This window comes from Geodermatophilus sp. DF01-2 (assembly GCF_004571065.1).
In the GTDB taxonomy this organism is placed as follows: domain Bacteria; phylum Actinomycetota; class Actinomycetes; order Mycobacteriales; family Geodermatophilaceae; genus Geodermatophilus.
On record NZ_SPQN01000001.1, the window covers coordinates 56397 to 81159 of the forward strand.

Sequence of the window (24763 nt, forward strand, 5' to 3'; positions counted from 1 at the left end):
CCTATCGCCGGACCCGGCCCCTCACGGGAGGAGCCCGCGCTGCGCCACGTGCTGCACGCCCACGGCGCCCGCTACCGGCTGCACGCCCGCGACCTGATCGGCTGCCCCGACCTGGTCAACCGCCGCAAGAAGATCGCCGTCTTCGTCGACGGCGACATGTGGCACGGCAACCCCGCCGAACCCGCCCGCCGCGGCCGCGCCACCTTCGCCGACCACTTTCCCCACCCGCACCGACTGGTGGCTGGCCAAGATCGAACGCAACAAGGCCCGCGACGCCCAGGTCACCGCCTCGCTCACCCAGGCCGGCTACCGAGTCCTGGAGAACACCGGACGCGGCATCGCCATCCGCCACGACCTCGACGAGACGACCGGCATCCCCGTGGAGCACTGCGGGCCGCTGGAGGACCAGCGCGTGCGCGCCGACATCCAGCAGATTCTCGAAGGCGGCGTCGAAGCCTTCATCCGCCGCGAACGCCGCTACAACAACGAGCTCAACAGCTACCGTGCCGCCCTGCGACAGGCCAGTGTCCAATGAAGGCCGGCCGGCGTGGTAGCGACCATCGGCAGCGGGCTGGGTGGACCGCTACGTGAGCGCCAGATGAGGCAGACGACGAGGTGTCGAGCTCAGAGCCCGAGCCCGGTGGCGGCGTTGTCGGCCCAGGCCTGCTGCACGCGGACGTAGGCCCCGAGGGTGGCCAGCGAGCGGTGGCGGGTCTGGTGGGCGGGCGATGGCGCGGTCGCTGGCGCCGCGCAGGTGGGCGTAGGCGACGAAGCCGGCGCGCAGGCTGTCCGCGCTGTAACGGGCGGAGTCGAGCGCGGCGCGGGCGACGGCCTGCTGCACCAGGGTGTTGATCGACTCCGGTGCAGCGGGCGGTCGGCGGCGGTGTTGCTCCGCCCAACCGACCGGAACAGCGGCCCGTCGTCCACGCCGGCCAGCTCGCGCCAGCGGGCCAGCGCGGTGACCGCGCACCGGTCAGGGTTGCCGGCCCGGGGCAGCATCATCAGCTCGACGGGGATGAAAGTATCGCGGTCGATCAGCTGCCGAAGGGCGCCGCCGGGGCGATGGAGGCAGTGTCTTGGAGGAGGGTGCGGCGCTGGACGGGCGGCTGGATGAGCTGGTCACGGGGGAGCCCCGCACGGAGATGCAGCGTCGGGTGCTGCAGGCCGACTGGTCGCTGACACCGCTCGGGGCCGCGGAGGACTGGTCGCCGACGTTGCGCGATGCCGTGGCCACGGCGTTGAACTGCCGGTTCCCGATGCTGGTCATGGCCGGGCCGGAGCTCGTCATGATTTACAACGACGGGTACGCCGACGTCCTCGGTGCCCGACATCCGTCGGCCCTGGGCCGCCGCGTGCCCGAGGTGTGGCCCGACGTGTGGGCGGACATCGAGGGCATGATCGCCGGCGTCTTCGCCGGTGGAACGACCTTCGTCGAGGACCTTCCGCTGGTGATGACCCGGTTCGGGTTCGACGAGGAGACCTACTTCACCTTCTCCTACAGCCCGGTCCTGGCACCCGGCGGCCGGGTCGTCGCCCTGCTCAACACCACGGTGGACACCACCCACCGGGTGCTCGGCGCCCGCCGGCTGGCCGTCCTACAGCGACTCGGCAGCCTGCCCCGGTCCCCGGGCGGCAGCGCGACGGAAGCCTGTGAGGCGGCATTGCGGGTTCTGGCCGAGGCCCGCGCCGACGTACCGGTTGCGGTGGCGTACCTGCTCGAGGAGGACGGGCACGGCGTCCGGCCGTCGGCCAGCTACGGCCTCGCCACGGACCCGCCGTCGTCCAAAGACGTCGAGGACTGGGTACGCGAGGCGGTCAGCACGGGCTCGACGGTGACCGTCTCGGGCATCGCCGGTCGCTGGCCCGGGTTGTCCCTGCCCGGGGCCAGTCCGGTGGGGGAGGCCGACGTCGACACGGTGGTCCTGGTGCCGTTGACCGCCGCCGGGCAAACCCGGCCGGTGGGAGCGTTGCTGCTGGGTGTGAGTCCGCACCGGCGGTTGGACGACGAGTATCGGCACTTCCTGGAGCTGGTTACGGGGCAGGTCGCCGCCGCGGTGGCCGACGCCCAGGCCGTGGAGGCCGAACGACGCCGCGTCGCGGAGCGAGCCGAGCTGGATCGGGCCCGGGCGCAGTTCTTCAGCGAGGTGGCGGTCACCTTGCAGCGGGCCGTGCTCGGTCCGACCGTGCTGCCCGAGGGGTTCGCGGTCCACTACCAGCCGGCGGCCGGCACGCTGGAGGTGGGCGGGGACTGGTACGACGTCGTCGACCTGCCCGGCGGCCGGTTCGGCGTGGTCGTCGGCGACGTGGTCGGGCGCGGGCTGGACGCGGCCGCGGTGATGGGTCAGCTGCGCAGCGCGGGGCGGGCGTTGCTGCTGGAGAGCCGTTCGCCGGCGCACGTGCTGTCGGCGCTGGACGGGTTCGCCGAACTGGTGCCCGGCGCCTCCTGCAGCACGGTCTTCTGCGGCGTCGTGGACCCCGCCGCGGGCACGTTGCGCTACAGCAGCGCCGGCCACGTGCCGGCGATCCTGGTCGGCGACGACGGGGCGCCCCGTCTCCTGACCGAGGCCGGGTCGTTGCCGCTGGCCGCCACCGAGGACCTCGTCCGGCCGGAGTCCGAGGTCCTGCTGCCGCGCGGCTCGACCCTGCTGCTCTACACCGACGGGCTCGTCGAGCGGCGGAACGAGAACCTTGACCAGGGAATGGCTCGAGCCGCGGCCGCGCTGGTCGAGGCCCGGCACCTCACGCCGGCGGAGCTGGCCGCGTTTCTCACCGACCAGCTGCTCGAGGATGCCCCGGACGACGACGTCGCCTTCCTGCTCTACCGCTGCGGCGACTGAGCCCGACGCCCAGCCCGACGGCCCGGGTGCCCTACCGCGGAGTGGCCAAGAACGATGTCTGGCGCACCTACGCGTCGCCGCAATCAACCTCCTCTGTCTGCTCAACCTCGGACGTCGACGACGGAGCTGGTTGAGTCATCGACGAGGTCGGCGGCGATGGCAGTGGTGACGGTCAGGTTGCTGAACGCCAGGATCTCAGGATCGCCAGCGCGGCAATGAGCCCGACTCAGATCCGCCGCTTCCTGCGGCGCCTGGACACCCCCGTCGACCGGTGGCGTCACCGAAGGCCGCCCCCGACCGCATCTTCCTTCGGTCGCGGGTTCTCATCCGATTTGGTTCCCTGAGTCCGCAGAGCGCGATCAGCGAGCAACCGAGCCGATACAGAGGACATGGACGCGCAGGACTGGGTGCAGCAGCCTCCCCCCGATCTCCGCGGTGCGATCTGGCACTGGGAGCTGGACTCCGTGGCACAACTACCGCGAGCCCGCGCCGAGCTGCGGCAGCTGCTGCGGACGTCCGCACCGGCAGAGGCCGATGATGCACTCGAAGAACGCGTCCTCCTGACATTCGAGGAACTGGCCTCCAACGGCCTGCGACACGGCGGCAAGCCGGTGCAGGCCCGCGTCGTCGCAGCCGAGAACGGGCTACTCATCGAGGTCAGCGATGCCGTCACCGAGCGGCCGCCCACACCGGCAGTCGGCCGCGACCCTGCCCTGGGCGGTCTCGGGCTGTACCTCGTAGCCGGACTGACCGCAGCCCACGGCTGGCTCGCCACCGCCGGCCGCAAGTCGGTCTGGGCGTACTGCCGCTGAGAGCCCGTCAGCCCACGAGCCCTGTCTTTCATCGTTCAGCCCAATCCGCCGCTCTACGCCGTGCGCGGCGTCACCGATCCACGTAGGGAGCCGTCGCCTCGAGGAACACGGCCTGGGGCGTCGGCCGGACGGGGCGCTTCTTTCTACGGCAGTCCGGTGCGTCGAGTGGCGGTGCGATGGCAGCGAGCATCCCGCATACGCGAGCCGCGGACGAGAAGCCGACCGCCTCTGCCCGGTCGACGAGGCGGCTGGTGGTTGAGGGGCGCCACATCGGCCATGCGGGCGACATCCCGATGGCCACTTCTCGGCACAGGACGCAGCACCGGCGGGCGCAGGCCTCGACCACCAGGAGGCCGGACATCTCGACCGGGACACTCCCGGAGGAGCTCAGCCGCGATGGCCGGTTCGAAGCGATGCTGGACGCGCTGGCAAGTCGGACCGACAGCGTCCATGTCCACATCGACCTCGACGTCATCAGCCTCAGCGACGGGCGCGCCAACGAGTTCGCCGCCGACGATGGCCCACCGCTGGGGACCCTCGAGGATGCGATCAGGTCCATCGCTCGTCGTTGCCCGATCAGCAGTGTCAGCCTGACTTCGTACAACCCCGCCAGCGATGCCGACGGCCAGGCGTTGCAACCAGCAATGCGGCTGCTGAGAGCTCTGGGGGAAGTCGCTCCTGAGCAGGCTGAGCGACACCACTGACGGATCGCTTGTCGCGACAGGGATCGGTTGGACTCGGCGGTCCAGGTCAGGTCGGACACCACCGCCTGGTGGTCTGAGGGGTGCGTCCCGTCGACGGGGTCGCCGAGGACGGCGACGGACTCGACCGCGACGTGCAGGCGCGGCTGTCCGGGGCGGATGAAGATGTGGTCGATGCGCTGGTCGATCAGCTCGGTGGCCTCCATCGGCGCTTGGGGGTGGTCTGAGCGCAGGGTCGTCGCAGCCGGGTGGCCTCCACCGGCGGTCCAGGTGTCAACCAGGGCGTCGTGCAGGGGCCGCAGCACCGGGCTGTCGGGGGCGGCGTTCAGGTCTCCGCACAGGACCACCGGCAGCGGCCCGTCGTTGGCCGGGTCGGTGACCAGGTCCACGACTGCCTCGGCCTGGGCGATGCGGTCGTCGGTGTAGGCCAGCTCCCACCCCAAGCAGGCGGCCACCACGTGCAGGGGCCCCGCCGGGTGGGCCACCTCGGCAACCGCCGCGACCGGGGCCGGGGTGCGGTGCCGGGCCGGCAGGGCCACCGCGCGCACGCTGGTCAGCGGCCAGCGGCTGAGGACCCCGATGCCGACCTGGACACCTGCTTGGTCCTCGGTCTCGGGCGGGTCGGGGGCCGGGGGTAGGCCCGGCGCCACAAAGCCCGCGTGCATGCCCAGCTCGGCGGCGAACTCGTGCGCCTGCGTGGTCTCCTCGGTGCCCCAGCACTCCTGCAGGGCGATCACGTCCGCGTCGGCTGCACGCAGGTGGCGCAGCAGAATCGGCTGACGGGTCCGCCAGTCCGGGCCGAAGCGCCACCACACGTTCCAGGTCAGCAGGCGTACCCGGCCGCTTCCGCCAGTCGTCCTCATGATCGTGACCGTGCCACGCCAGACCGCGATTCACCGCCCGCCAGCGGAATCGAGTCAGGAGATACCGGGAACCGCCCAGCCCGCCGACGGCCTCGGTCACCCCACCGACGGTGTCGCCGACGCCGTCGGCGACCTCCCCGGCGGAACGACGGACCGGGCAGGGCAGGCGTCTCCAGGCGGCGGCACGTCTGGCGTCCCGGCCCCGGCTCCGGCGCCCCGTCGTCCGGGTAGCGTCGCCGGAATGTCCGGGGCGCCGGCCGTGCGGGTCGGCACCGTCAACATCGCCTCGGGGCGCAGCCCGGGCGGCCCCGTCCTCCCCGCCGCGGAGCTGGCCGCCGCCGTCGCCGGCCTGGACGTCGACGTGCTCGCCGTCCAGGAGGTCGACGCCGGGCAGCCGCGGTCGCACGGCGCCGACCAGGCCGCCGGCCTGGCCACGGGGCTCGGCGCCGCGGACTGGCGCGGTGCGGCCACGGTGGCCGGCACACCCGACCCCTTCCGCAGCTGGACGCCGGCCGGGCCGCTGCTGCGCGGCCCGGGCGCCCCGGTGGACGGCCCGCTCTACGGCATCGCGCTGCTCAGCCGACTGCCGGTGCTGGAGTGGTCGGTGCTCGACCTGGGCAGCGGACGGGCGCGGCTGCCGGCCCAGGGGCCCGATCCGCGCACCGGCCGGCTGCGCTGGTGGTGGTTCCCCGACGAACCGCGGGCCGCCGTCGCCGCCCGGCTCGGGCCGCTCACCGTCGTCGCCACCCACCTGTCGTTCGCGCCGCACACCGCCGTCCGTCAGCTGCTGCGGCTGCGCCGGTGGATCGCCGGGACGACCGGCCCCGTCGTACTGGCCGGCGACCTCAACCTGCCCGGCACGCTGCCCGCCCGGCTGCTCCGCGCCACGCCGCTGGTGCGCGCGCCGAGCTTCCCGGCGTCCGGCCCGCGGGTGCAGCTGGACCACCTCCTCGCCCGCGGCGACGGGCTCCGTGCGCGGGACGCGGCGGCCACCGTGCTCCCGGTCGGTGACCACCGTGCGCTCACCGTCACGGTGGCCCCGCGCTGACCCGGCCCCAGGGAGGACGGTTTCCGCGGAGACCGGCGCAGGGCCCCGGACATCAGGACAGCAGGTCGTGCAGGCGGTGGAGCGACGCCTCGAAGCCCGGGTGCAGCGGAACCGACACCAGGTCACCGAGCGCGACCCAGGCGACGCCCTCGCTCTCGCCGTCCAGCCGCAGGTCGGCCGGTTCGATGCTGCGCAGCGGGCGGGCCAGCACGGTCGTGTACGACCAGCCGCCGTGGTCGTCGACCGAGGAAAGGCCCAGCTCGAGGTCGTGGGGCAGCAGGCCGAGCTCCTCCTGCACCTCGCGCAGCGCGCCGTGCTCGGCGGACTCCCCCGCGTGCAGCGCACCGCCCGGTGTCCCCCACGTGCCGCCGTGGTGGGACCAGGTGGCCCGCTGCTGCAGCAGCAGCTCCGGCCCGTCGGCGCCGGCGCGGTGCACGAGCAGGCCGGCCGCGCCCACCAGCCCCCAGTGCCGGTGACCGAGCGCGCAGGTCACCCAGCCGTCGGTCGAGGAGAACACGCCTCCAGTGAACCCGGTGTGGAGCGCCACGGCGTGGAGGACGCGGGAGGCCGGGAGCCAGGCGTGGCACTCCGCGGCACGGCGCGTGACAGGCTCGGTGTCGTGCGCGTCGCCGTCTTCACCGGGTCCCGGAGCGGGCCGCCGTCCCACCGCTCCGCCGCGGCGCGGCTCGCCGCCGGGCTCGCCCGCGCCGGCGTGGGCATCGTCTACGGCGGCGGGCACGTCGGGCTGATGGGCGTCGTCGCCGACGCCGCCCTGGCCGCCGGCGGCGAGGTGGTCGGCGTCATCCCCCAGCACCTGGTGGACGACGAGCTGGCCCACCCCGGGCTGCCCCGGCTCGAGGTGGTGAACTCCATGCACGAGCGCAAGGCGCGGATGGCCGAGCTCGCCGACGCCTTCGTCGCCCTGCCCGGGGCCGCCGGCACCCTCGAGGAGCTGTTCGAGGCCTGGACCTGGGGGATGCTCGGCCTGCACGCCAAGCCCACCGTCCTGGTCGACGTCGACGGGTTCTGGCAGCCGCTGCTGGCCCAGCTGCGCCGCATGGTCGACGACGGTTACCTCGACCGCCGGCGACTCGACGCGCTCGGCGTGGTCACCGACGCCCAGGGGCTGCTGGCGTTCGTGGAGCACTACGAGCACCCGGCCCGGAAGTGGCGGAAGGACCCCCTGCCCCCCGCCACTCGCTAGCTCGCGGCGGGACCCTGCAGGGGGCCGTAGCGTCGGGGACGTGGAGCGCTGGGACGTCGTGGTCGTCGGAGGCGGCCCGGCCGGGGCGGCCGCCGCCCTGGCCGCCCGGCGGGCGATGCCGCCGCCCCGCGTCCTGGTGCTCGACCGGGCCGCCTTCCCCCGCGACAAGGTGTGCGGCGACGGGATCGCAGCCGAGGCGCTCGACGTCCTCGCCGTCCTGGGCGTCGACCCCGCGGCGGTCACGGGCGACTACCCGGCCGTGCCGCGGCTGCGGCTGCGCTCCCCGCGGGGAACGGCGGTCGAGCGGGCGACCGCACGGCCCTCCTACGTCGTCCCGCGGGTGGTGCTGGACGCCCGGCTGATCGCCGCCGCGCAGGATGCCGGCGCCACGCTGCGCCGGCACGTCGTCCGGCGGATCAGGGTGGGCCCCGACGGCGTCGAGGTGGACGGTTCCGTCACGGCCGGGGTGCTGGTCGGGGCCGACGGCGCGGAGTCCGTCGTCCGCCGGGCCGTGGGCGCCGGCCGCAACCGGGACGACCAGCTGGCCGTCGCCATCCGCGGCTACGCGCCGGAGCCGCCCGGGCAGCGGGGCGTGCAGGTGATCACCACCACCGAGCAGCGCTGGCCGGCCTACGCGTGGTCCTTCCCGCTCGGCGACGGGCGGGCCAACGTGGGCTACGGCGAGCTGGTGTCGGGCGGCGCCACCCGCGCAGGGCTGTTGGAGGGCCTGCACCGGCTGCTCCCCGGCGTCGGGGCCGGCGAGCTCAAGGCCCACCGGCTGCCGCTGAGCACCGGCCGGCCGCATCAGCCCGACGGCCGGGTGCTGCTCGCCGGCGATGCCGCGGCCCTGATCAACCCGCTCACCGGCGAGGGCATCTTCTACGCGCTGCTCTCCGGGGCGATGGCCGGCGCGGCGGCCGGCCACGGGGCGGCCGCCGGCGCCGCCTACCGGCGGGCCCTGGACCGGCGGCTCGGCCGGCACCTGCGCGCGTCGTCGGGGGCGTCCCGGCTCAGCCGATGGCCGGGGCTCATGGACGCCGCCTTCCGCGCCGCCGCGGCCGACCAGCGGGTGTTCGACGACGTCGTCGCCCTCGGCCTCGCCGACGGACGGCTCACCGCGCGCACGCTGGCGTCCGCCGCGCGGCACCTGCGCTGAGGCCCGGGCGCAGCGCCCGCCCGCGCCGTTCCGGTCCCGGGCCGGCCGGTCAGCGCAGCGCCGTCACCAGCGAGCAGCCGGTCGCACCGAACGTCTGGACGACGAAGCCCAGCCGCACCAGCGAGTCCGCGACGGCGGCGTTCATCAGCTGCTGCACCGCGGTGCCCGCCGCGGCGCCGCGCAGCCCGTGCACGCCCATCCGGTCGTGCGTGCGCCAGCTGACCAGCACGCCGGAGCAGCCGGTCTCCGGAACGAGGCAGACCCCGCCGGCCGGGCGGCCCTGGGCGGCGTCGTACAGCGGCAGTCCCGCCTCGACCAGCGCCGCGGCGACCTCCACCACCAGCGTGGTCAGCGGGTCGGTGTCGGACAGCAGTGCGTCCCAGTCCTCCGGGAGCCGGTCCAGCTGGTCGCCGAGCTCGCTCAGCCACGCGCGGTCCGCCGGGGAGGGCCGCGGGGCGATCGTCGCGTCGGGGCGCCGGGTACCGAAGACGGCGACAGCGACGAGGTCGCCGGCCAGAGCGGCCCAGTCGGCGTCGACCTGGTCGGCGAACGGGCCGGCCAACACCCGCGCCGCCTCGTCCACCAGCCACCAGGCGGGCCCGGCCACCGGCTCGGGGGCCGGAGCGGTGGCGGGAGCGGGACGGACGGCGAGGGCGACGGCCTGGCGCCGCGCCTGCCCCTCCGCGGCGCCGCTCGTCGCGCCGGCGGGACGACTGCCCGCGGGGTGGGCCTCGGCCCGCGGGGCCGGGCGCCGGGGTTCGCGCGCGCCGTTGCGCGCGAACTCGTACCGGGCCGTCGAGCTCGCGCCGAGGACGACCACCACGGCCGTGCACAGGAAGAAGCCCAGCAGCGCAGCGGCCGGCCACACCAGCATCGTGCCCATGGTCACGTGGAGCTCCTCCGCACCCTCGCCGCAGCGTCCGTGCCGCGGTCAGGCACCAACGCTATGGCTCTCCGGCACCCCGGCCGGCCGGTTCCGGGCGCTCCCGACCACGCCGTCACCGGATCGTTGCCACACGCCCAGGAGATGGACGGCGACCCGTCCCCCGCGGCACCACCATGTCGACACCTGCGGCGCCGACCAGCGGGAACACGCCGATCCGGCGTGCGGCCATCCCGCCGGCAGCACCCTGGCCCGGCGCGTCATACCTCAGGACCGCCGCACCGCCGGCGACGGCGGGCCGCCGCGACGGCCGTAGGCCAGGGTCCGCGCCGCGGCCTGGACCACCGCGTTGTCGAGGAACCGGCCGTCGGGCAGCTGCAACCCCGCCGCCCCCGCGTCGACGGCCGCGGCCAGCTGCGCCTGGAGCTGCTCCGCGTCGGCCACCTCCTCCGGCGTCGGGGTGAAGACCTCGTTGATGACCGGCACCTGTGCCGGATGGAGGGCGGAGCGACCGTAGAACCCGAACCGCTTGCCCTGGAGACAGCTCTCCCGCAGGCCGTCGAGGTCACGCAGTCGCGTCCAGACGCTCTGCACCGGCGCCGGCAGGCCGGCGGCCCGGGCGGCGAAGACGACCCGCGAGCGGGCGTACTGCAGCCCCTCTCCCGTCGCACCGACGTCGGCCTGCAGGTCCTGCTCGCCCAGGGAGACGCCTGCGAGCCGGTCGTGCGCCGTGGCGATCTCGGACACCCGCTCCACGGCCGCGGCGGTCTCCAGGATCACCTGGATGCTGGCGCCGGACCCGGCCTCGTCCAGCCACCCGGCGACCAGGTGGACGTCCTCGGCCGACTGCGTCTTGGGCAGCCGGATGCCCTCGATCGCCGCGCCGGCGACCGCCTCGACGTCGTCGCGGATGAGGCCGGAGCCCAGCTGGTTGACCCGGACCCACGTCGGCTTGGGCGGTGCGTCGCGCAGCACCCGGGCCACGGTCCGGCGGGCCTCCTCCTTCCGGCTGGGCGCGACCGCGTCCTCCAGCTCGAGGATCACGGCGTCGACCTCGGAGGCGTAGGCCTTCTCGATGTGGTCCTCGCGGTGCCCCACCACGTACAGGTAGCTGCGGTGCAGCCCGACCTCGTTCACGCGTGTTCCTCTCGTCCCGGCGCTCGCCGGCCGCTCCCGGCGCCGGCGAGGCGCAGGACGGCGTCCAGCGCGACCACCCCGCCGTCGCGCACCACCGCCAGCGGGTTGATCTCGACCTCCTGCGGTCTCTGCGGCGCGTCGAGGAACCAGCGGGACAGCGCGGCGACGGCGTCCGCGATCGCTCCGCGGTCGGCCTCCGTCACCTGCCGGGCCGCCAGCCAGCCCGCCAGCCGCTGGTCGCCGAGGGCCCGCAGGGCACCGTCGCGGTCGAGCGGGCAGCTCGACCACACCACGGCCGGCTCCTGCTCGACGTCCGCGCCTCCCCGGCCGACCCCCACGACGGGCCCGAAGTGCGGGTCCACCGTGCAGCCGAGGTAGAGCTCGGCTCGCACGTCGCACTGCCGCTCCAGCAGGAACGCCCAGGGAGCGCCGCCCGCCGCGGCCGGCGCCCGCTCCGCGAGCACCTCGGCCGCCGCCCGCAGCGCGGCCTCGTCCCGCAGACCCAGCGTCACCAGGCCGGCCTCCGCCTTGTGCAGCACCGCGGCGCAGGCCACCTTCAGCACCCACGGTCCGGGCACGCCGGGCGCCACGGCGACGACCTCGTCGACCGTCGCGGCCGGCACCCCCTCGGGCACCGGGAGGCCGGCCTCGCGCAGCAGCGCCTTGCCGGCGTGCTCGTCGACGGCGACGGCGTCCCGTGCCACCGTGCCGCCGTCCGACAGCTCAGGAACCGGAGCGCCGGCGGGCCGGAGGCTGGCGCGGAGGATCCCGGCGGCGATCCGGGTACCGGTGAACCAGGGCACCTCGGCGGCGTCCAGCCGCGCCATGTCGGTGCCGGTACGGACCCCGCCGGCCCACACCAGGGCGACCGCCGATGCGTCCGCGCCGGCCGACCGGACCCCGGTGGCGACCCGCTCGGCCAGGACGGCGTCGCCGGCGGTCACCACCTGCAGGACGTCGGGCCGGTCGCGCAACAGTGCCCGGACGACGTCGGCCACCACCGGCTCGCGCAGCGCCATCGTGACGTCGACCGGGTTGGACCGGCCGCCGCGGCCGGGAATGAGCCGGTCCAGCTCGGCCCGGACCGGGTCGGAGAGGGGAGGGAGCCGGAAGCCCGCCGCGCCCAGGGCGTCGGCCGCCATCGCCGCCAACCCGCCGGAGTGCGAGAGGACGATCGCCGAGGCGCCCTGCGGAGCGGGCGAGGTGGCCAGGAAGCGGACGGACTGCACGAGCTCGTCGACGTCCTCGACGCGGAGGACGCCGTGCTGGGCGAGGACCCCGTCGACGACGGCGTCGTCCGCGGCGAGCGCCGCCGTGTGGGTCGCCGCCGCGGCGCGCCCGGCCGCGGACCGCCCCACCTTCAGCACCACGATGGCCCCGCCCCGCTCGCGGGCGACCCGCGCCGCGCGCAGCAGCGCCGGACCGTCGTGGAAGTCCTCGCACACCATCGCGACGACCCGGGAGCCGAGGGCGAGGAACTGCCCGGCCAGCTGCTCGGAGGTCACGACCTCCTCGTTCCCGGTGGACAGCACCGCCCGGAAGGAGAAGCCGTGGTCCTGCGCCCGCTCGTGGACGGCCCCGAACGCCGTCCCCCCGCTCTGCGAGAGCAGCACGGCGTCGAGGGCCGGCCGGGCCTCCCGCGGGCGGAGCGCGGAGAAGGTGGCCGCCCAGACGGCGGCCGGCACGCTGGCGTAGCCGGTGACGTTCGGGCCGATCACCAGCACGCCGGTGCGCGCCGCGGCCTCGCGGAGCAGCTCGCGGCGGCGCCGGCCCTCCTCGCCCGCCTCCCCGAAGCCCGCGGTGACGACCACCGCGGCGGCGACGTCGGCGGCTCCGCAGTCCTCGATCACCTGCGGCACGGCGTCCGGGGGGACGACGACGAGCGCCACGTCGACCGGTCCCGGGACGTCCCGCAGGGAACGGAAGGCGGGCCGGCCGAGCACCGTGTCCCGCGTGGGGCTGACCGGATGGATCGGGCCGGCGTACCCGCCCTCGACCAGGTTGCGGAACAGCCGGGCCGCATAGCCGGGCCGCTCGGTCGCGCCGACCACGGCGATGGCCCGGGGCTCGAGCAACCGCTCGAGCCGCGAGACGGCGTCGGCCATCAGCCGGCCCCGCCGTACGGCGCGACCGCCCGGCTCGGCATCGGCGGACAGCTGCGGTTCATCGGCTACTCCCGGGATGTCGGCGCGGTGCCCGCGGGTCATCCTATTTCCCATAGGACCCTGTCGCTCGATCCGGGCCTCGGGTGTGACAGCGTGGGCGTCCGGACCCATCACGACCCAGGAGAGGGCGGCGAGGACGTGCGATTTCCCGCGGCGACGCTGCAGGCCCAGACCCACGCCGTCCTGCTCGCCTGGGGGCTGCAACCCGACTGCGCCGAGACGGCGGCGGCGGCGATGATCCATGCCGACGTCGCCGGCATCGACTCGCACGGCATCTCGATGCTGCCCACGTACGAGATGCTCCGGGAGCGCGGCGACCTGGTGCCCGCCGCGCGCCCGAGCACCGTGCGGGACGGCACGGTGACCGCCCTGCTCGACGCCGGCGGCGGCCTCGGTCACCCGGCGGCGATGGCGGCGATGCGGCTGGCCGCCGACAAGGCGTCGGCCCACGGCGTCGGCGTCGTCTCCGTGCGGAACTCCCACCACTTCGGCGCGGCAGGGCAGTACGCCGCCGTCGCCGCGGAGCGGGGGCTCGTCGGCCTGGTCACCACGTCCGCCCGGAGCGTGTCGGTGGTGCCGACGCGCGGGGCGCTCCCCCGGCTGTCCACCAACCCCATCGCGTTCGCCGCGCCGGCCCGGCGCAGCGGGCCCTTCCTGCTCGACATGTCCACCAGCACCGTGGCGGTCAACAAGGTCAAGGTGTACGGCTACGACGACCGGCCACTGCCGTCGGGGTGGGTCCTGGACGGGGACGGGGTGCCCGTCCGGAATCCGCACGAGGCGCTCGGGATCCTGCTGGGCGCCGGCGCCGGCGGGCTGACCCCCCTGGGCGGCACCGCGGAGCTGTCCAGCCACAAGGGCTACGGGCTGGCCGTGATGGTGCAGATCCTGTCCGCCACGCTCTGCGGTGCGACGTTCGCCGCGGCAGCGGCCGGGGACGGCCGACCGGTCGACATCGGTCACTTCTTCCTGGCGATCGACCCGGCCGCGTTCCGGGAGGACGGGCGCTTCGAGGACGACCTCGACGATCTCCTGGACCTGCTCCGTGCCACGCCACCGGCCGATCCCGCACAGCCGGTGCTCGTTCCGGGCGATCCCGAGGCGACGGCGCGGGACGAGCGGCTCCGCAACGGCGTGCCGCTCTCCGGCGTGCTGGTCGGGCAGCTGCGCGAGATCTGCGGGCGCGCCGGGACGCCCTTCCTGCTGGACGCAGCGTCCTGACCGACCGCGCCGCACGCCGATCGTCAGCCGGGCGCGTCCGCCGTACCGTTGGTCGGCCGGTGACCGAACAGCAGGCTCGTCTCCCGGGCGCAGCGCAGCAGCGGCGGCAGCACCCGCGTCTCGACGTCCTCCCGCGAGAGCCGGTGCCCGTGCGCGGAGATGTTCAGCGCCGCGACACTGCGGCCACCGGCACCGAACACCGGCGCCGACACCGACGTCAGCCCCTCCTCCAGCTCGTGCTCGACCAGCGACCAGCCCTGCTCGCGGACCTTCTTCAGCTCCGCGCGCAGCGCCTCCTTGTCGGTCAGCGTGAACGGGGTGACGCGCTTGAGGTCGGCCTCGGCCAGGTACTTCTCGACGACGTCGTCGTCCTGGAACGCGAAGATGGCGCGGCCCATGGACGACGCCGACGCCGGCACGCGCCCGCCGACGTACACGGCCACGGTCACCAGCCGGCGCGAGGTGCGCGCGACGCAGACGACGTCGGTGCCCTCGAGGACGCCGGCGAGGCAGTTCTCCTCCACCTCGTTGCTGAGCCGCTCCATCAGCGGCACCGCCGCATCCCACGGATGCACCGAGGAGAGGTAGGCGTACCCCAGCTCCAGCACCGCGGGCGACAGCGAGAACTGGCGGCCGTCCGAGCGCACGTACCCCAGGTGCTCCAGGGTGAGCAGGAACCGGCGAGCCGCGCCCCGGGTCAGGTGGGTGCGCTCGGCGACCTCGGTCAGCGTCATGCTGGAGTGCCGGGGGGTGAAGCTCTTGATCACGGCCAGCGCCCGCTGCACCGACTGGACGAACTCCGCAGGGCGCTCCCGCTCGGGGCGGGCCGGCTCAGGCACGGGACCCGCCCGGAGGGCGGCCGGGACCGCACCGGCGGCCCCGGTCAGAATCGGTGGCGATGACCAGCGGACCCGGTACCGGCGCCGACCCGGCCGACCAGCGACGCCAGGTGGAGCACGAGCCGGACATCGAAGCCTCCGCGATCGCTGCCGTGGCGCGGACCCGCGCCCAGGGAATGCACTTCTACGGGCAGATCCTAGGGATCACCCCTCGTCCTCCCGACGGCGGACCGGCCGGTCCGCAGCTGGTCCCCGACCCGGCGATCGTGCCGGGGGCCGTGCCGCCGGTGGCCGTGGCGGCCGTCGCGGACCTCGCCATGGGCTCGGCCGTCCGCGCCGTGGTGGGCGCCGGACGGCGGCTCGGCACGGTCACCATGGCCCTCCACCACCTCGCCCCGGTGGTCGCCGCCCCCGTGGTACCGGCGGCCCGGGTGGTGTGGATCGACGAGGAGCGGCGCCACGCGCTGGCCCGCGTCGACTGCACCGACGCCTCCGGGGTGGTGGTCGCGGCCGGGCAGGGCTGGTTCATGGCGCTCCCGGTGCCGGAGAGCGTGCAGCTCCGGCTGCTGCCGTGGGAGCACCACGACCTGCCTCCGGTCCGGCCCGTCGCGGCCGGCGCGCTCGAGCCGCACGAGCAGGCCGCGGTGCGGGCGACCGTCCGCGCCGCCGAACGCGCCCGCGCCCGCGGGACGTCGGTCGGCGAGGAGCTCACGGCCCTCACGTGGGAGGACGGCGCCCCCGCGGGCACGGCGCGCGGCTCGCTGCGGATCGGGCCCGAGCTGACCAACCGCGTGGGCCACGTGCAGGGCGGCGCCCTGTACGGCATCGGCCTGGCCGCCGCGGCGCGGGCCGTCGGCAGCACCGGAAGCGACGACGACTCGCCGCTGGTGCCGGCCGACGGGTCCTGGCAGTTCCTGACCCCCGGCGACGGCGACGTCCTGGTCGCCGAGGCCACGGTCCGCCGCGCGGGCCGGCGCGCCGCCTTCGCCTCGGTCACGCTGACCGTCGACGGGCGTGAGGTGGGCATCGGCCAGTTCGCCTTCCGGCCGGACACCGCCGGCTGACCGCAGAGCGTCGGCAGGGCGGACATCGATTTCTGCTCAGTCCAGCGCGCCGGCCGGGACACCCAGCTCGTCGGCGAGCGCGCGGAGCGCCGCCGCGAGCCCCGCGGGCACGACGATCCCCTCCGCCAGCAGCGCCCGCCGGCGGACGTCGGCTGCCTCACCGGGCACCCGCACCCGGTCCACGCCGGGCGCCGGGGCGCTGCCGCCGATCTCGCCGACGTAGCCGTCCACCCGCCCGATCAGTTCCTCGGGGTCCCCGAGGGCCGCGACGTCGACGACGAGCAGGAAGTGCCCGAGGTCACGCTCCCGGCTGTAGTCCGACAGCGGCGGCACCGCGGCGCCGAAGGCCGCCCCGCTGAGCGCGCCGGCCAGCGCTCCCATGACCACGGCCAGTCCCGAGCCCTTGTGCCCGGCGAACGGCAGGACCGCACCGAGCAGGCCCAGCCGAGGATCGGTCGTCGGGTGGCCGTCGGGGTCCAGGGCCCACCCTTCCGGAATCGGCTCCCCGCGCTCGGCGGCCAGGTCGATGTTGCTGCGCGCCACCGCGCTGCAGGAGAGGTCGAGCACCACCGGGAAGCCGCGCGCGGGCACGGCGAAGGAGAACGGGTTGTTGCCCACCGCCGCCTGCCGCCCACCCGCCGGCGCCATGTTGGCCCGGGTGTTCTGGACGAGGAAGCAGACCATGCCCTGCTCGGCGGCGGCCCGGGTGAAGGAGCCGAGCGCGCCGAGGTGGTTGCTGCGGCGCACGGTCGTCACCGCCGCACCCAGCTCCCGGGCCACCTCGACGCTGTGCCGCACGGCCCACGCGGCGACGACCTGGCCGAGCCCGTTGCCGCCGTCCAGCACGGAGACCGCACCCGTGCGGGACAGCACCCGCAGCCGGGGCGCCGTGGCGATCGCGCCGTCCCGCAGGCGGGCCGCGTAGGGCGGCAGCAACCGCACCCCGTGGGTGCTCCTCCCGGCGAGGTCCGCGTCGATCAGCGCCGTCGCCGTGTCCTGGGCGTGCTGCTCGGGCAGGCCCAGCGCCGACAGCAGGGAGACGACGAACGACCGCAGCCGCGGCACCGGCACCGGTGCGGCGCCGGGCCGGCTCACAGCTCCCCCACCGCGACGCACGCCTCGGCGAAGCCGCTCCACTGCGCGGAGTACGGCACCGGGGCGGGCACCTGCACGGTGGTGACCAGGCCGGCCCATCGCGCGCCCAGCGCGGCCGCCAGCTCGGGATAGGCCGCCGCCGTGCAGAACTCGTCGAGCACCTCGTCGGGCACCGCCGCGGCGAGGTCGTCCCAGCGCTCTCGGCGCACCAGCTCGCGCAGCTCGTCCCGCAGCGCGCCCCACCCGTGGTGCTCGAGAACCGGCAGGTAGGCCAGCGTGGAGCCGTAGAACGCGACCCGCGCCCGGGCCTGCTCCCGCGCGAGAGCCACGTCCGCCCGGGTCGCACCGGTCGCCACGAAGCCGCCGCCGAAGATCTCGAAGCCGGCCAGGTCGCGGCCCGCCCGTCCCGCGCCGGCCGCCAGCCGCGGCCGGACGACGTCGCGCACGTAGCCCGGCGTGTTGAACACGTGCAGCCGCACGCCGTCGCACAGCTCGGCGGCCAGCTCGAGGTTGTACGGGTTCACCGCCGCGAGGTCGACGGCCACCCGGCCGTGCGGGGCCGGGCCCGGGCTGAACTCCGGGGTCATCAGGTCCAGCGCGTAGAAGGGTCCGGAGTGGCGCAGCGGCTCGCCGGTCTCCCAGCTGCGCCAGACGGCCCGCAGCGCCTGCACGTAGTCGCGCATCCGCGGCCCCGGCGAGTCCCAGGGCACGCCGAAGCGGTGCTCCATGTGCCGCTTCACCTGCGTGCCGAGCCCCAGCCGGAAGCGCCCGCCGGTCTGGTCGTGCAGCATGCGGGCGCCGTAGGCGACCACCATGGGGCTGCGCGGGAAGGCGATGGTGACCGCCGTGGCCAGGCCGATCCGCTCGGTGGTCACCGCCGCCATCGCCATCGTCAGCAGCGGGTCACGCCGGTTCTCCGAGTCGCACACCCCGCCCGCGCCGGCCCGTTCGAGCTCGGCGGCGGTCACGGCGACCTCGTGCGTCGGCGTCGTCCGCAGACTCGCCTCAATCCGCACGGCGACCTCCGCGGCGGCGGCCGAGCGGTGGCCGGCTCACGCCGGCACCCCCGAGCGCAGCAGCTGGCGGGCGACGGTGACGCGGTGGATCTCCGAGGCGCCCTCGACGATCCGCCAGATCCGGACCAGCCGGTAGTAGTACTCGATGGGCAGGTCCTTGCCCAGGCCCAGCGCACCGTGGCCCTGCAGGCACTGGTCGGCGACCCGCTGCATCAGCTCGGTGCCCAGCACCTTGGCCGTGGAGGACTCGTAGCGGATGTCGGTCCGGCCCGCGTCAAGCTTGCGCGCGGCGTCGATGTTCACCAGCCGGAGCGCGTGCAGCCCCATCGCACCGTCGGCGATCCAGTTCTGGATCGTCTGCCGGGAGGCCAGCGGCTCGCCGAAGGTCACCCGCTCCTTGGCGTGCGCCATGAGCATGTCCAGCAGCCGGGCCGTGGCGCCGGCGCAGCGCGCCGCGATCTCCAGCCGCCGGACGGCGAGCCGGTTCTGCATCGGGATGAACGCCTGGCCGACCTCGCCCAGCACCTGGGCGTCGTCGAGCTCGACGTCGTCGAAGCGCACCTCGCAGGGCCGGTAGTTGGAGATCGTCGGCAGCCGCCGCTCCACGACGACGCCCGGCGTCCCCCGGTCGACGAGGAAGGCGGTCATCCCGCCCCGGCTGCCCAACTCCTGATCGGTGACGGCGACGACGATGAGGAAGTCGGCCCAGTCGGCCTTGCCGATCCACTTCTTGCGGCCGCTCAGCACCCACCGGCCGTCCCGCCGCTCGGCGTGCGTGGCGATGCCCGAGATGTCCGACCCCGCGCCGGGCTCGGTGATCCCGACGCCGGAGGTGATCTCCCCGCGGGCGTAGGGCTCGAGGTAGCGGCCGCGCTGCTCCTCGTTCACCGCGTTGCTCAACCAGTGCAGGTTCGGCGACTCCGGCGGCAGGATGAACGGGACGACGGTCTTGCTCATCTCCTCGGTCACCAGCAGCTTGGCCAGCGCGCCGTGGCCCTGGCCGCCGAACTCGGCCGGCACGTCGATCCCCCACAGCCCGCGCTCGCGGGCGCTGTCCAGCAGCCCCTGGTACGTCTCCGGAGGCAGGTCGCCGACGGGGTCGAACTGGTAGCTGCGGCCGGGCTCGGCCTGGAAGGGCTCCGTGCGCTGGCTGGCCTGCAGCTCGAGGCGCACGGCCTCGGGCTCCAGGGGCAGCAGCTCCTCCTGCACGAAGGCGCGCACCCGGTCGCGCAGCTCGATCAGTTCGGCGGGGACGTCGGTCGGGCTCATGGGATCTCCCGGGGTCGGGGGCGGGGGCGTAGTCAGGACAGCCGCCGGGCGAGCACCGAGCGGACCGGCCGGTCGGCCCAGCCGAACACGGCGTCCGCGAAGGGCTTGACGCGCTCGCCCAGCCCGCCACGGCCGAGGCAGTCGGCCACCTTCTCGAGCAGCTCGTCGTCGGACAGCGGGGTGTCGGCGCTGCCGCGCAGGGCGTGCGTGCGCCGGCCGACCGTCCGCCCGTCGGCCAGGTGCAGGGTCACCTCGGCGAAGCGCGGGAACGGCGGGCCGTCGTCCTCGGTGGGCGTGACCCGGGGCAGGAACCCCTGGATCTCCGGCCGGCGGACCTGCTCGTCGTCGAAGCTGCGCAGCTTGACCTCGCCGTCCAGCAGCGCCGCCGCCACGGCGAACTGCATGCTGAACTTCGCCTCCAGCCCGGTGGTCGGCCGGTCGTGCAGGAGCGGGGCCAGCCCGCCGCGGTTGGCCCGCATCTCCACGCGGTCGACGTCGGCCAGGGTGAGCCCGTGCTCGGCCCGCAGGTCCAGCAGCAGGTCGATGGTGCGGTGGGTGGCGTAGCACAGCGGGTACTTCTTGACGTCGATGCCGCTGGTGACCAGCTCCCCGGGGCCCTGCCCGAGCGTGGCGAGCTCGGCGTCCAGCGCCGCGGCCGCCTCCGGGGTGGAGTAGAGCCGCAGGAAACCGCCGGTGCCGCCGTCGAGCGCCTCCGCCGACGCGGTCATCCCGGCGCCGGCCAGCGCCACCGATCGCAGCGCCGCCGCCCCGCAGGAGCCGGCCTGGAAGGACTTGGCCATCGTGCCGAAGTTCTGCCGGGTGCCGGCCGCCTGCGCCACGGCCAGGCCGAGCGCGTCGCGGACGGCGTCGCGGCCCAGCCCGGTCAGGTGTGCGACCGCCGCCGTCGCACCCAGCAGGCCGATCGTGCTGGTCGAGTGCCAACCCCGGGCGTAGTGGTCGAGCGCGCAGGCCTTGGACAGCTTGCAGATCACCTCGAACCCGACGGCGTAGGCCGCGCTCAGCCGCCGCCCGTCGGCGCCGCCGGCCTCCGCCGCCGCGACCAGCGCCGGCAGCAGCGCGATGCTCGGGTGGCCGCGCAGCGGGCTGGTGACGTCGTCGTAGTCGAGGACGTGCCCGACGGCACCGTTGACCAGGGCGGCGTGCTCGGGCGGGAGCGAACCGGTACCGGCCCACACGCTGGCCGGCCCGGTCGAGCCGGCGACGTAGCCGGTGAGCGCGACGTCGACCGGGTCGCCGGTGGCCGCGACCGCGACCGCGAAGGTGTCGAGGAACGCCCGGGCGACGGCGTGCACGGTCTCCGCGGTCGTGTCCGCCGGGTCGACGGAGACGACGTGCTCGGCGATCCGCTCGCCGGCGGTCGGCGCGCCGCTCATGCGAGGACCCCCTCGGCCCGGAGCCGGGCGATCTCCGCGTCGTCGAGGCCCAGCACCTCGTGACAGATCTCGCGGGTGTGCTGGCCGAGCATCGGCGCCGGGCGGGTCAGCGTCGCCGGTGTGCCGGTCAGCTGGAACGGTGGCGCGTTGTACAACGTCTCCCCCATCTCCGGGTGCTCGAGGCGCACCCAGTGCCCGCGGGCCCGCAGGTGCGGATCCCGCTCGACGACGTCGGCGGCGTCCTGCACCACGCCGGCCGGGACCCCCGCCGCCTGCAGGCGGGTGAACAGGTCGTCGGCGTCGCGGTCGGCGGTGGCCGCGGCGATCAGGCCGTCGAGCACCTCGCGGTCGCGGTGCCGGGCGGCCTCGGTGGCCCACTCGGCAGGGCAGGACTCCTCGGGCAGGCCGAGCACCGCCCGCAGCGCCGGCCACAGCCGGTCGTCGGTCACCGCTATCGCGATCCACCGGTCCTCGCCCGCGCAGCGGTACACCCCGTGCGGCGCGTACCGCAGGTGCGCGTTGCCCAGCGGCTGCGGGTCGCGGCCGTTGACCGTGGCCTCCAGGAACGCCGCCCCGAGGACGGCGATCGTCGGCTCGGTCTGGGCGATGTCGAGGTACTGTCCGCGTCCGGTCCGGCGGGCGTGCCGGAGCGCGGCGAGCACGGCGAACGCCGAGTGGCAGGGATTGGGGATGTGGTCCGGGTAGTTGGTGCCGGTGCCCGCCGGTTCCCGGTCCGGCAGCCCGCTGAGGTGGTGGATGCCGACCAGTGCACCGATGGTGAGCCCGTACCCCAGGAAGTCGCGCTCGGGGCCGCTGTCGCCCGACATCGACATCGCCAGGTAGACCGCCCGCGGGTTGATCTCCCGGACGTCGTCGTAGCCCAGGCCGAACTTCGCCATGGTGCCCGGCGTGAAGTTGTTGGCCACGACGTCGCTGGCCGCCACGATCCGGCGGGCCAGCTCGCGCCCCTCCGCGGTGCGCAGGTCGATCGTGATGCTGCGCTTGCTGGTGTTGCGGTCGGCGAAGTAGCCGCTGCGGTTGATGCCCTTGACGCCGTCCTTGAACGGCGCCGACAACCGGATGCCGTCCACCTTGGCGCTGCTCTCGATCTTGATGACGTCGGCGCCGTGGTCGGCCAGCATCTTGGTCGTGTAGGAGCCCGCACCGACCCAGGTGAAGTCGGCGATCCGGACGCCGCTGAGCGGAAGCCGTCCCATCAGATCACCCCCGCTGTCCTCAGCTCGGCCACCCGCTCGGCCGAGCAGCCCAGTTCGTGCAGGACCTCGACGGTGTGCTCGCCCAGCCGCGGCGCGCGGCCCTTCAGCCGCCACGGCGTCTCCGAGAGCGCGTACGGCGCCCCGGGCATGACCGCCGCCCCGCCGTCGGGTCCCTCGACGGAGACGAAGTAGTCGCGGTGGCGCAGCTGCGCGCTCTCGAGGATGTCCGAGGGCTTGGAGACCGGGCACAGCGGCACCCGCCACTTCTGCGCGTCGCGGTACAGCTCGGCCTTGGTCCGGCTCGCGGCGAAGGGCAGGAAGATCTCCGCGAACAGGTCCCGGTTCTCCTCGGCCTCCACGAACTCCCGCTCGCCCCACTGCTCGCCGCGGAACTCGTCGACCCGGGGCACGGCCTCGCTGTCGAGCCAGGCGACCAGGTTCGGCCAGAAGCGATTGCCCCCGATGCCGCCGGCGAGCAGGTAGACGTAGCCGTCGGCGCACGGGAAGACCCCGGCGCCGGCGCGCCACTGCCGGCCCCCGGTGCGCCGGCGGACCCGCCCCTCGAGGTCCTGGAACTGGGCGGCGTTCTCCAGGCCCATCACGACCGACTCCTGCACCGAGACGTCGACGTGCTGGCCCTGGCCCGTGGCCTCGGCGGCGGTCAGCGCCAGCATCGAGGCGACCGCTCCGAAGAGGTTCCCCGCCGCGTACGCCTGCTGCTGGCCGGCCTGGACCGGCGGGCCGTCCACGTACCCGCCGAGGTAGAGCAGCCCACCCATCGCCAGGCAGACCAGGTCGCTGGCCTCGTGGTGCGCGTAGGGACCGGTCTGCCCGAACGGCGTGATGCTCGTCGTCACCAGCCGGGGGTTGTCCTCGCTGAGCTGCTCGTGCCCCAGGCCCCGGGCGGCCATCCGGCCGGGGCTGTCGGTCTCGATGACCAGGTCGGCGCCGGCGGCGAGCTCGCGCAGCACCTGCTGCCCCTCGGGGTGGTCCAGGTCGAGCCGCAGGCTGCGCTTGCTCGTGTTGTTGTAGAGGTAGGGCAGGCTGCGCTCGGGACCCGGCCGGTCGCCGGCGAACGGCGGCTGGTGCCGCAGCGCCGTCCCGCCGGATGGCTCCACGAGCACGACGTCGGCACCGAGCTCGGCGAACAGCTTGCCGCAGTAGTTGCCCAGCGGCCCGGACAGGTCCAGCACCCGCAGGCCCGCCAGCGCGCCCGCGGCGTCCGGCTGCGTCACGAGTCCTCCGGGGTGAACCGCGGGAGCGTGACCTCCTCGGTGACCGGGTCGAAGACGACGCGCACGCGGTCGCCGACCCGCACCTGGCTGGGCGGGACGCCGACGACGTTGCTGAACATCCGCGGCCCCTCGTCGAGCTGGACGAGCGAGACGTTGTACGGAACGTCGTCGGCGAAGGCCTTGTCGTAGACCTGGTGGAAGACGATGGCGGAGTACACCTCGCCGCGGCCGCTCAGCGGCACCCACTCGTGCCCGACCTCCAGGCACTCGGGGCAGACCCGGCTGATCGGGTAGCGGATGTGCCGGCAGCGCGCGCATTGCTGCATGACCAGCTGCTGGTTGCGCGTGCCGTCCCAGAACGGCCTCGTCTCGTCGCTGATCTCCGGCAGCGGCTTGGGGTGGTCGCTCATGCCTCGCCCTTCGTCAGAACCATCGCGTTGGAGCAGTTCAAGGTCATGCCGCGGCCGGTGACCAGGCAGGTCTCGGCGCCCTGGACCTGACGCTCGCCGCCCTGGCCGCGCAGCTGGCGGACGCCCTCGACGATGTGCAGCCAGCCCTCCATGTAGGACTCCGAGAGGTTGCCGCCGGCGGTGTTCACCGGCAGCTCGCCGCCCAGCTGGATGCGGCCGCCCTCGACGAACGGGCCGGACTCCCCCGGCTTGCAGAAGCCGGCGTGCTCCAACCACAGCAGCACGCTGATCGTGAAGTTGTCGTACAGCTGCGCGACGTCGATGTGCTGCGGGCCCAGGCCGGCCATCGCGTAGGCCCGGTCGAGCGCCTCCTTCTGGTGCGGGACGTACCACCAGTCCTCCCGCTCGAGGGTGCGGGTGGTGTACGCCTGGCCCATCCCGGAGATGAGCACCCGGGGCTGCTTGGCGTCCTTCGCCCGCTCGGCGGAGGTGACGATGATGCAGACGCCGCCGTCGCTGATCAGGCAGCAGTCGAGCAGGTGCAGCGGTTCGACGATGAACCGGGACGCCTGGTGGTCGGCGATCGTGATCGGGTCGCGCATGACCGCGTTCGGGTTCATCGACGCGTGTCTGCGGCAGGCGACGGCGACCTCGGCCAGCTGCTCGCTGGTGGTGCCGTACAGGGCCATGTGCCGGCTGGCGGCGACCGCGGAGTTGGCGGCGGCGCCCATCATCCCCCAGATGCCCCACGAGTCGCCCCAGCCCGAGGCCCGGTTGAACCGCGAGCCCCCGGTCTTGGCGGCGTCCCCGAAGACGCAGGCGACGGCGGTGGCGTGGCCGGACTCGACGGCCATCGCGGCCATCTGGACCAGCGCTCCCGCCGTGCCGCCGCCCATCGCCATGCTGCCGGTGAAGGCCGGGTCGATGCCCAGCGCCTCACCGACCCGCAGGTAGTTCAGCGGTCCCTCGGGCGCGGTGGTGCCGGGGAAGGTGAGCAGGCCGTCGATGTCGTCCTTCTCCAGGCCGGAGTCGTCGAGAGCGGCCTTGAAGGCGTCCACCGCCAGGGAGAGCTGGGTCGATCCCGGCAGCTTCCCCTGGGGGGTGGCACCGACCCCGATGATCGCGGTGCGGTCCTTGAGCGAGTGCATGCGTTCGGCCTCTTCTCCTCGTGCGTCCAGCGGATGTCGGTGGTGTGCG

The 24763-nt window shown here is 74.9% G+C and carries 23 protein-coding genes; 8 read left to right on the plus strand and 15 right to left on the minus strand.

The window, feature by feature from the left end; genetic code table 11:
* Positions 1-21 precede the first annotated feature (21 nt).
* Positions 22-297 (minus strand): hypothetical protein, encoded by a 276-nt coding sequence (locus E4P41_RS22925; protein ID WP_245177003.1) that lies wholly within the window; start codon positions 295-297, stop codon positions 22-24.
* A gap of 115 nt (positions 298-412) precedes the next feature.
* On the opposite strand from E4P41_RS22925, the gene E4P41_RS23510 reads away from it, so the two are divergent.
* The 3 genes from E4P41_RS23510 (at position 413) to E4P41_RS00265 (ending at position 3649) form a co-directional block, all read left to right on the plus strand.
* Positions 413-535, plus strand: coding sequence for a hypothetical protein (locus E4P41_RS23510; RefSeq protein WP_280658634.1), 123 nt, complete (start codon positions 413-415; stop codon positions 533-535).
* A gap of 541 nt (positions 536-1076) precedes the next feature.
* Positions 1077-2837, plus strand: coding sequence for a SpoIIE family protein phosphatase (locus tag E4P41_RS00260; RefSeq protein ID WP_135138882.1), 1761 nt, complete (start codon positions 1077-1079; stop codon positions 2835-2837).
* A 389-nt stretch (positions 2838-3226) separates the two neighbouring features.
* On the plus strand, positions 3227-3649 hold the full coding sequence (locus E4P41_RS00265) for an ATP-binding protein (RefSeq protein ID WP_245177004.1): 423 nt from the start codon (positions 3227-3229) through the stop codon (positions 3647-3649).
* A 70-nt stretch (positions 3650-3719) separates the two neighbouring features.
* On the opposite strand, the gene E4P41_RS00270 is transcribed toward E4P41_RS00265, so the two are convergent.
* Positions 3720-5213: an endonuclease/exonuclease/phosphatase family protein gene (locus E4P41_RS00270; protein ID WP_135138883.1), complete on the minus strand. Its 1494-nt coding sequence runs from the start codon at positions 5211-5213 to the stop codon at positions 3720-3722.
* A gap of 241 nt (positions 5214-5454) precedes the next feature.
* Between E4P41_RS00270 and E4P41_RS00275 the strand changes: the two genes are divergently transcribed.
* Complete coding sequence (locus tag E4P41_RS00275) at positions 5455-6261, plus strand: endonuclease/exonuclease/phosphatase family protein (RefSeq protein ID WP_245177005.1); 807 nt, start codon at positions 5455-5457, stop codon at positions 6259-6261.
* Positions 6262-6313: 52 nt separating this feature from the next.
* On the opposite strand, the gene E4P41_RS00280 is transcribed toward E4P41_RS00275, so the two are convergent.
* Positions 6314-6778: an NUDIX domain-containing protein gene (locus E4P41_RS00280; RefSeq protein WP_135138884.1), complete on the minus strand. Its 465-nt coding sequence runs from the start codon at positions 6776-6778 to the stop codon at positions 6314-6316.
* A 102-nt stretch (positions 6779-6880) separates the two neighbouring features.
* On the opposite strand from E4P41_RS00280, the gene E4P41_RS00285 reads away from it, so the two are divergent.
* Together E4P41_RS00285 and E4P41_RS00290 are read left to right on the plus strand one after the other, a co-directional pair.
* A complete protein-coding gene (locus E4P41_RS00285; protein WP_135138885.1) occupies positions 6881-7465 on the plus strand; it encodes a TIGR00730 family Rossman fold protein in 585 nt (194 codons plus the stop codon).
* Positions 7466-7505: 40 nt separating this feature from the next.
* Positions 7506-8621, plus strand: a complete 1116-nt coding sequence (locus E4P41_RS00290; protein WP_135138886.1) for a geranylgeranyl reductase family protein — start codon at positions 7506-7508, stop codon at positions 8619-8621.
* 49 nt (positions 8622-8670) lie between these two features.
* On the opposite strand, the gene E4P41_RS00295 is transcribed toward E4P41_RS00290, so the two are convergent.
* From E4P41_RS00295 to E4P41_RS00305, 3 genes are all read right to left on the minus strand, one after another.
* Entirely contained in the window at positions 8671-9504 is an 834-nt protein-coding gene (locus tag E4P41_RS00295) for a hypothetical protein (protein WP_245177020.1), read from the minus strand.
* Between the two features lie 267 nt (positions 9505-9771).
* On the minus strand, positions 9772-10641 hold the full coding sequence (locus tag E4P41_RS00300; protein ID WP_209307444.1) for a CoA ester lyase: 870 nt from the start codon (positions 10639-10641) through the stop codon (positions 9772-9774).
* Positions 10638-12848 carry an acetate--CoA ligase family protein gene (locus tag E4P41_RS00305; protein ID WP_209307445.1) on the minus strand — a complete coding sequence of 737 codons (2211 nt, stop codon included), beginning with the start codon at positions 12846-12848 and terminating at the stop codon, positions 10638-10640. Before E4P41_RS00305 ends, E4P41_RS00300 begins: the two co-directional genes overlap by 4 nt.
* A gap of 96 nt (positions 12849-12944) precedes the next feature.
* Between E4P41_RS00305 and E4P41_RS00310 the strand changes: the two genes are divergently transcribed.
* The gene (locus E4P41_RS00310) at positions 12945-14027 is read left to right on the plus strand and encodes an Ldh family oxidoreductase (protein WP_209307446.1); all 1083 of its coding nucleotides are present in this window, start codon (positions 12945-12947) and stop codon (positions 14025-14027) included.
* Positions 14028-14050: 23 nt separating this feature from the next.
* On the opposite strand, the gene E4P41_RS00315 is transcribed toward E4P41_RS00310, so the two are convergent.
* The gene (locus tag E4P41_RS00315) at positions 14051-14866 is read right to left on the minus strand and encodes an IclR family transcriptional regulator C-terminal domain-containing protein (protein WP_209307447.1); all 816 of its coding nucleotides are present in this window, start codon (positions 14864-14866) and stop codon (positions 14051-14053) included.
* Between the two features lie 59 nt (positions 14867-14925).
* Here E4P41_RS00315 and E4P41_RS00320 point away from each other — a divergent pair, with 59 nt between their 5' ends.
* Entirely contained in the window at positions 14926-15930 is a 1005-nt protein-coding gene (locus E4P41_RS00320; protein WP_135138889.1) for an acyl-CoA thioesterase domain-containing protein, read from the plus strand.
* Between the two features lie 36 nt (positions 15931-15966).
* On the opposite strand, the gene E4P41_RS00325 is transcribed toward E4P41_RS00320, so the two are convergent.
* The 8 genes from E4P41_RS00325 to E4P41_RS00360 are packed head-to-tail and all read right to left on the minus strand — an operon-like array spanning position 15967 to position 24714.
* Positions 15967-17025, minus strand: coding sequence for an Ldh family oxidoreductase (locus E4P41_RS00325; RefSeq protein ID WP_167760847.1), 1059 nt, complete (start codon positions 17023-17025; stop codon positions 15967-15969).
* Positions 17022-18041 carry a TIGR03617 family F420-dependent LLM class oxidoreductase gene (locus tag E4P41_RS00330; RefSeq protein WP_135138891.1) on the minus strand — a complete coding sequence of 340 codons (1020 nt, stop codon included), beginning with the start codon at positions 18039-18041 and terminating at the stop codon, positions 17022-17024. The genes E4P41_RS00325 and E4P41_RS00330 overlap by 4 nt, the downstream gene beginning before the upstream one ends.
* 36 nt (positions 18042-18077) lie before the next feature.
* A complete protein-coding gene (locus E4P41_RS00335; RefSeq protein ID WP_135138892.1) occupies positions 18078-19310 on the minus strand; it encodes an acyl-CoA dehydrogenase family protein in 1233 nt (410 codons plus the stop codon).
* A gap of 32 nt (positions 19311-19342) precedes the next feature.
* On the minus strand, positions 19343-20704 hold the full coding sequence (locus E4P41_RS00340) for an MmgE/PrpD family protein (RefSeq protein WP_135138893.1): 1362 nt from the start codon (positions 20702-20704) through the stop codon (positions 19343-19345).
* On the minus strand, positions 20701-21921 hold the full coding sequence (locus E4P41_RS00345; protein ID WP_135138894.1) for a CoA transferase: 1221 nt from the start codon (positions 21919-21921) through the stop codon (positions 20701-20703). Before E4P41_RS00345 ends, E4P41_RS00340 begins: the two co-directional genes overlap by 4 nt.
* On the minus strand, positions 21921-23156 hold the full coding sequence (locus tag E4P41_RS00350) for a CoA transferase (RefSeq protein ID WP_135138895.1): 1236 nt from the start codon (positions 23154-23156) through the stop codon (positions 21921-21923). Before E4P41_RS00350 ends, E4P41_RS00345 begins: the two co-directional genes overlap by 1 nt.
* Entirely contained in the window at positions 23153-23566 is a 414-nt protein-coding gene (locus tag E4P41_RS00355) for an OB-fold domain-containing protein (RefSeq protein ID WP_135138896.1), read from the minus strand. The genes E4P41_RS00350 and E4P41_RS00355 overlap by 4 nt, the downstream gene beginning before the upstream one ends.
* Positions 23563-24714, minus strand: a complete 1152-nt coding sequence (locus tag E4P41_RS00360; RefSeq protein ID WP_135138897.1) for a thiolase family protein — start codon at positions 24712-24714, stop codon at positions 23563-23565. The genes E4P41_RS00355 and E4P41_RS00360 overlap by 4 nt, the downstream gene beginning before the upstream one ends.
* Positions 24715-24763 lie beyond the last annotated feature (49 nt).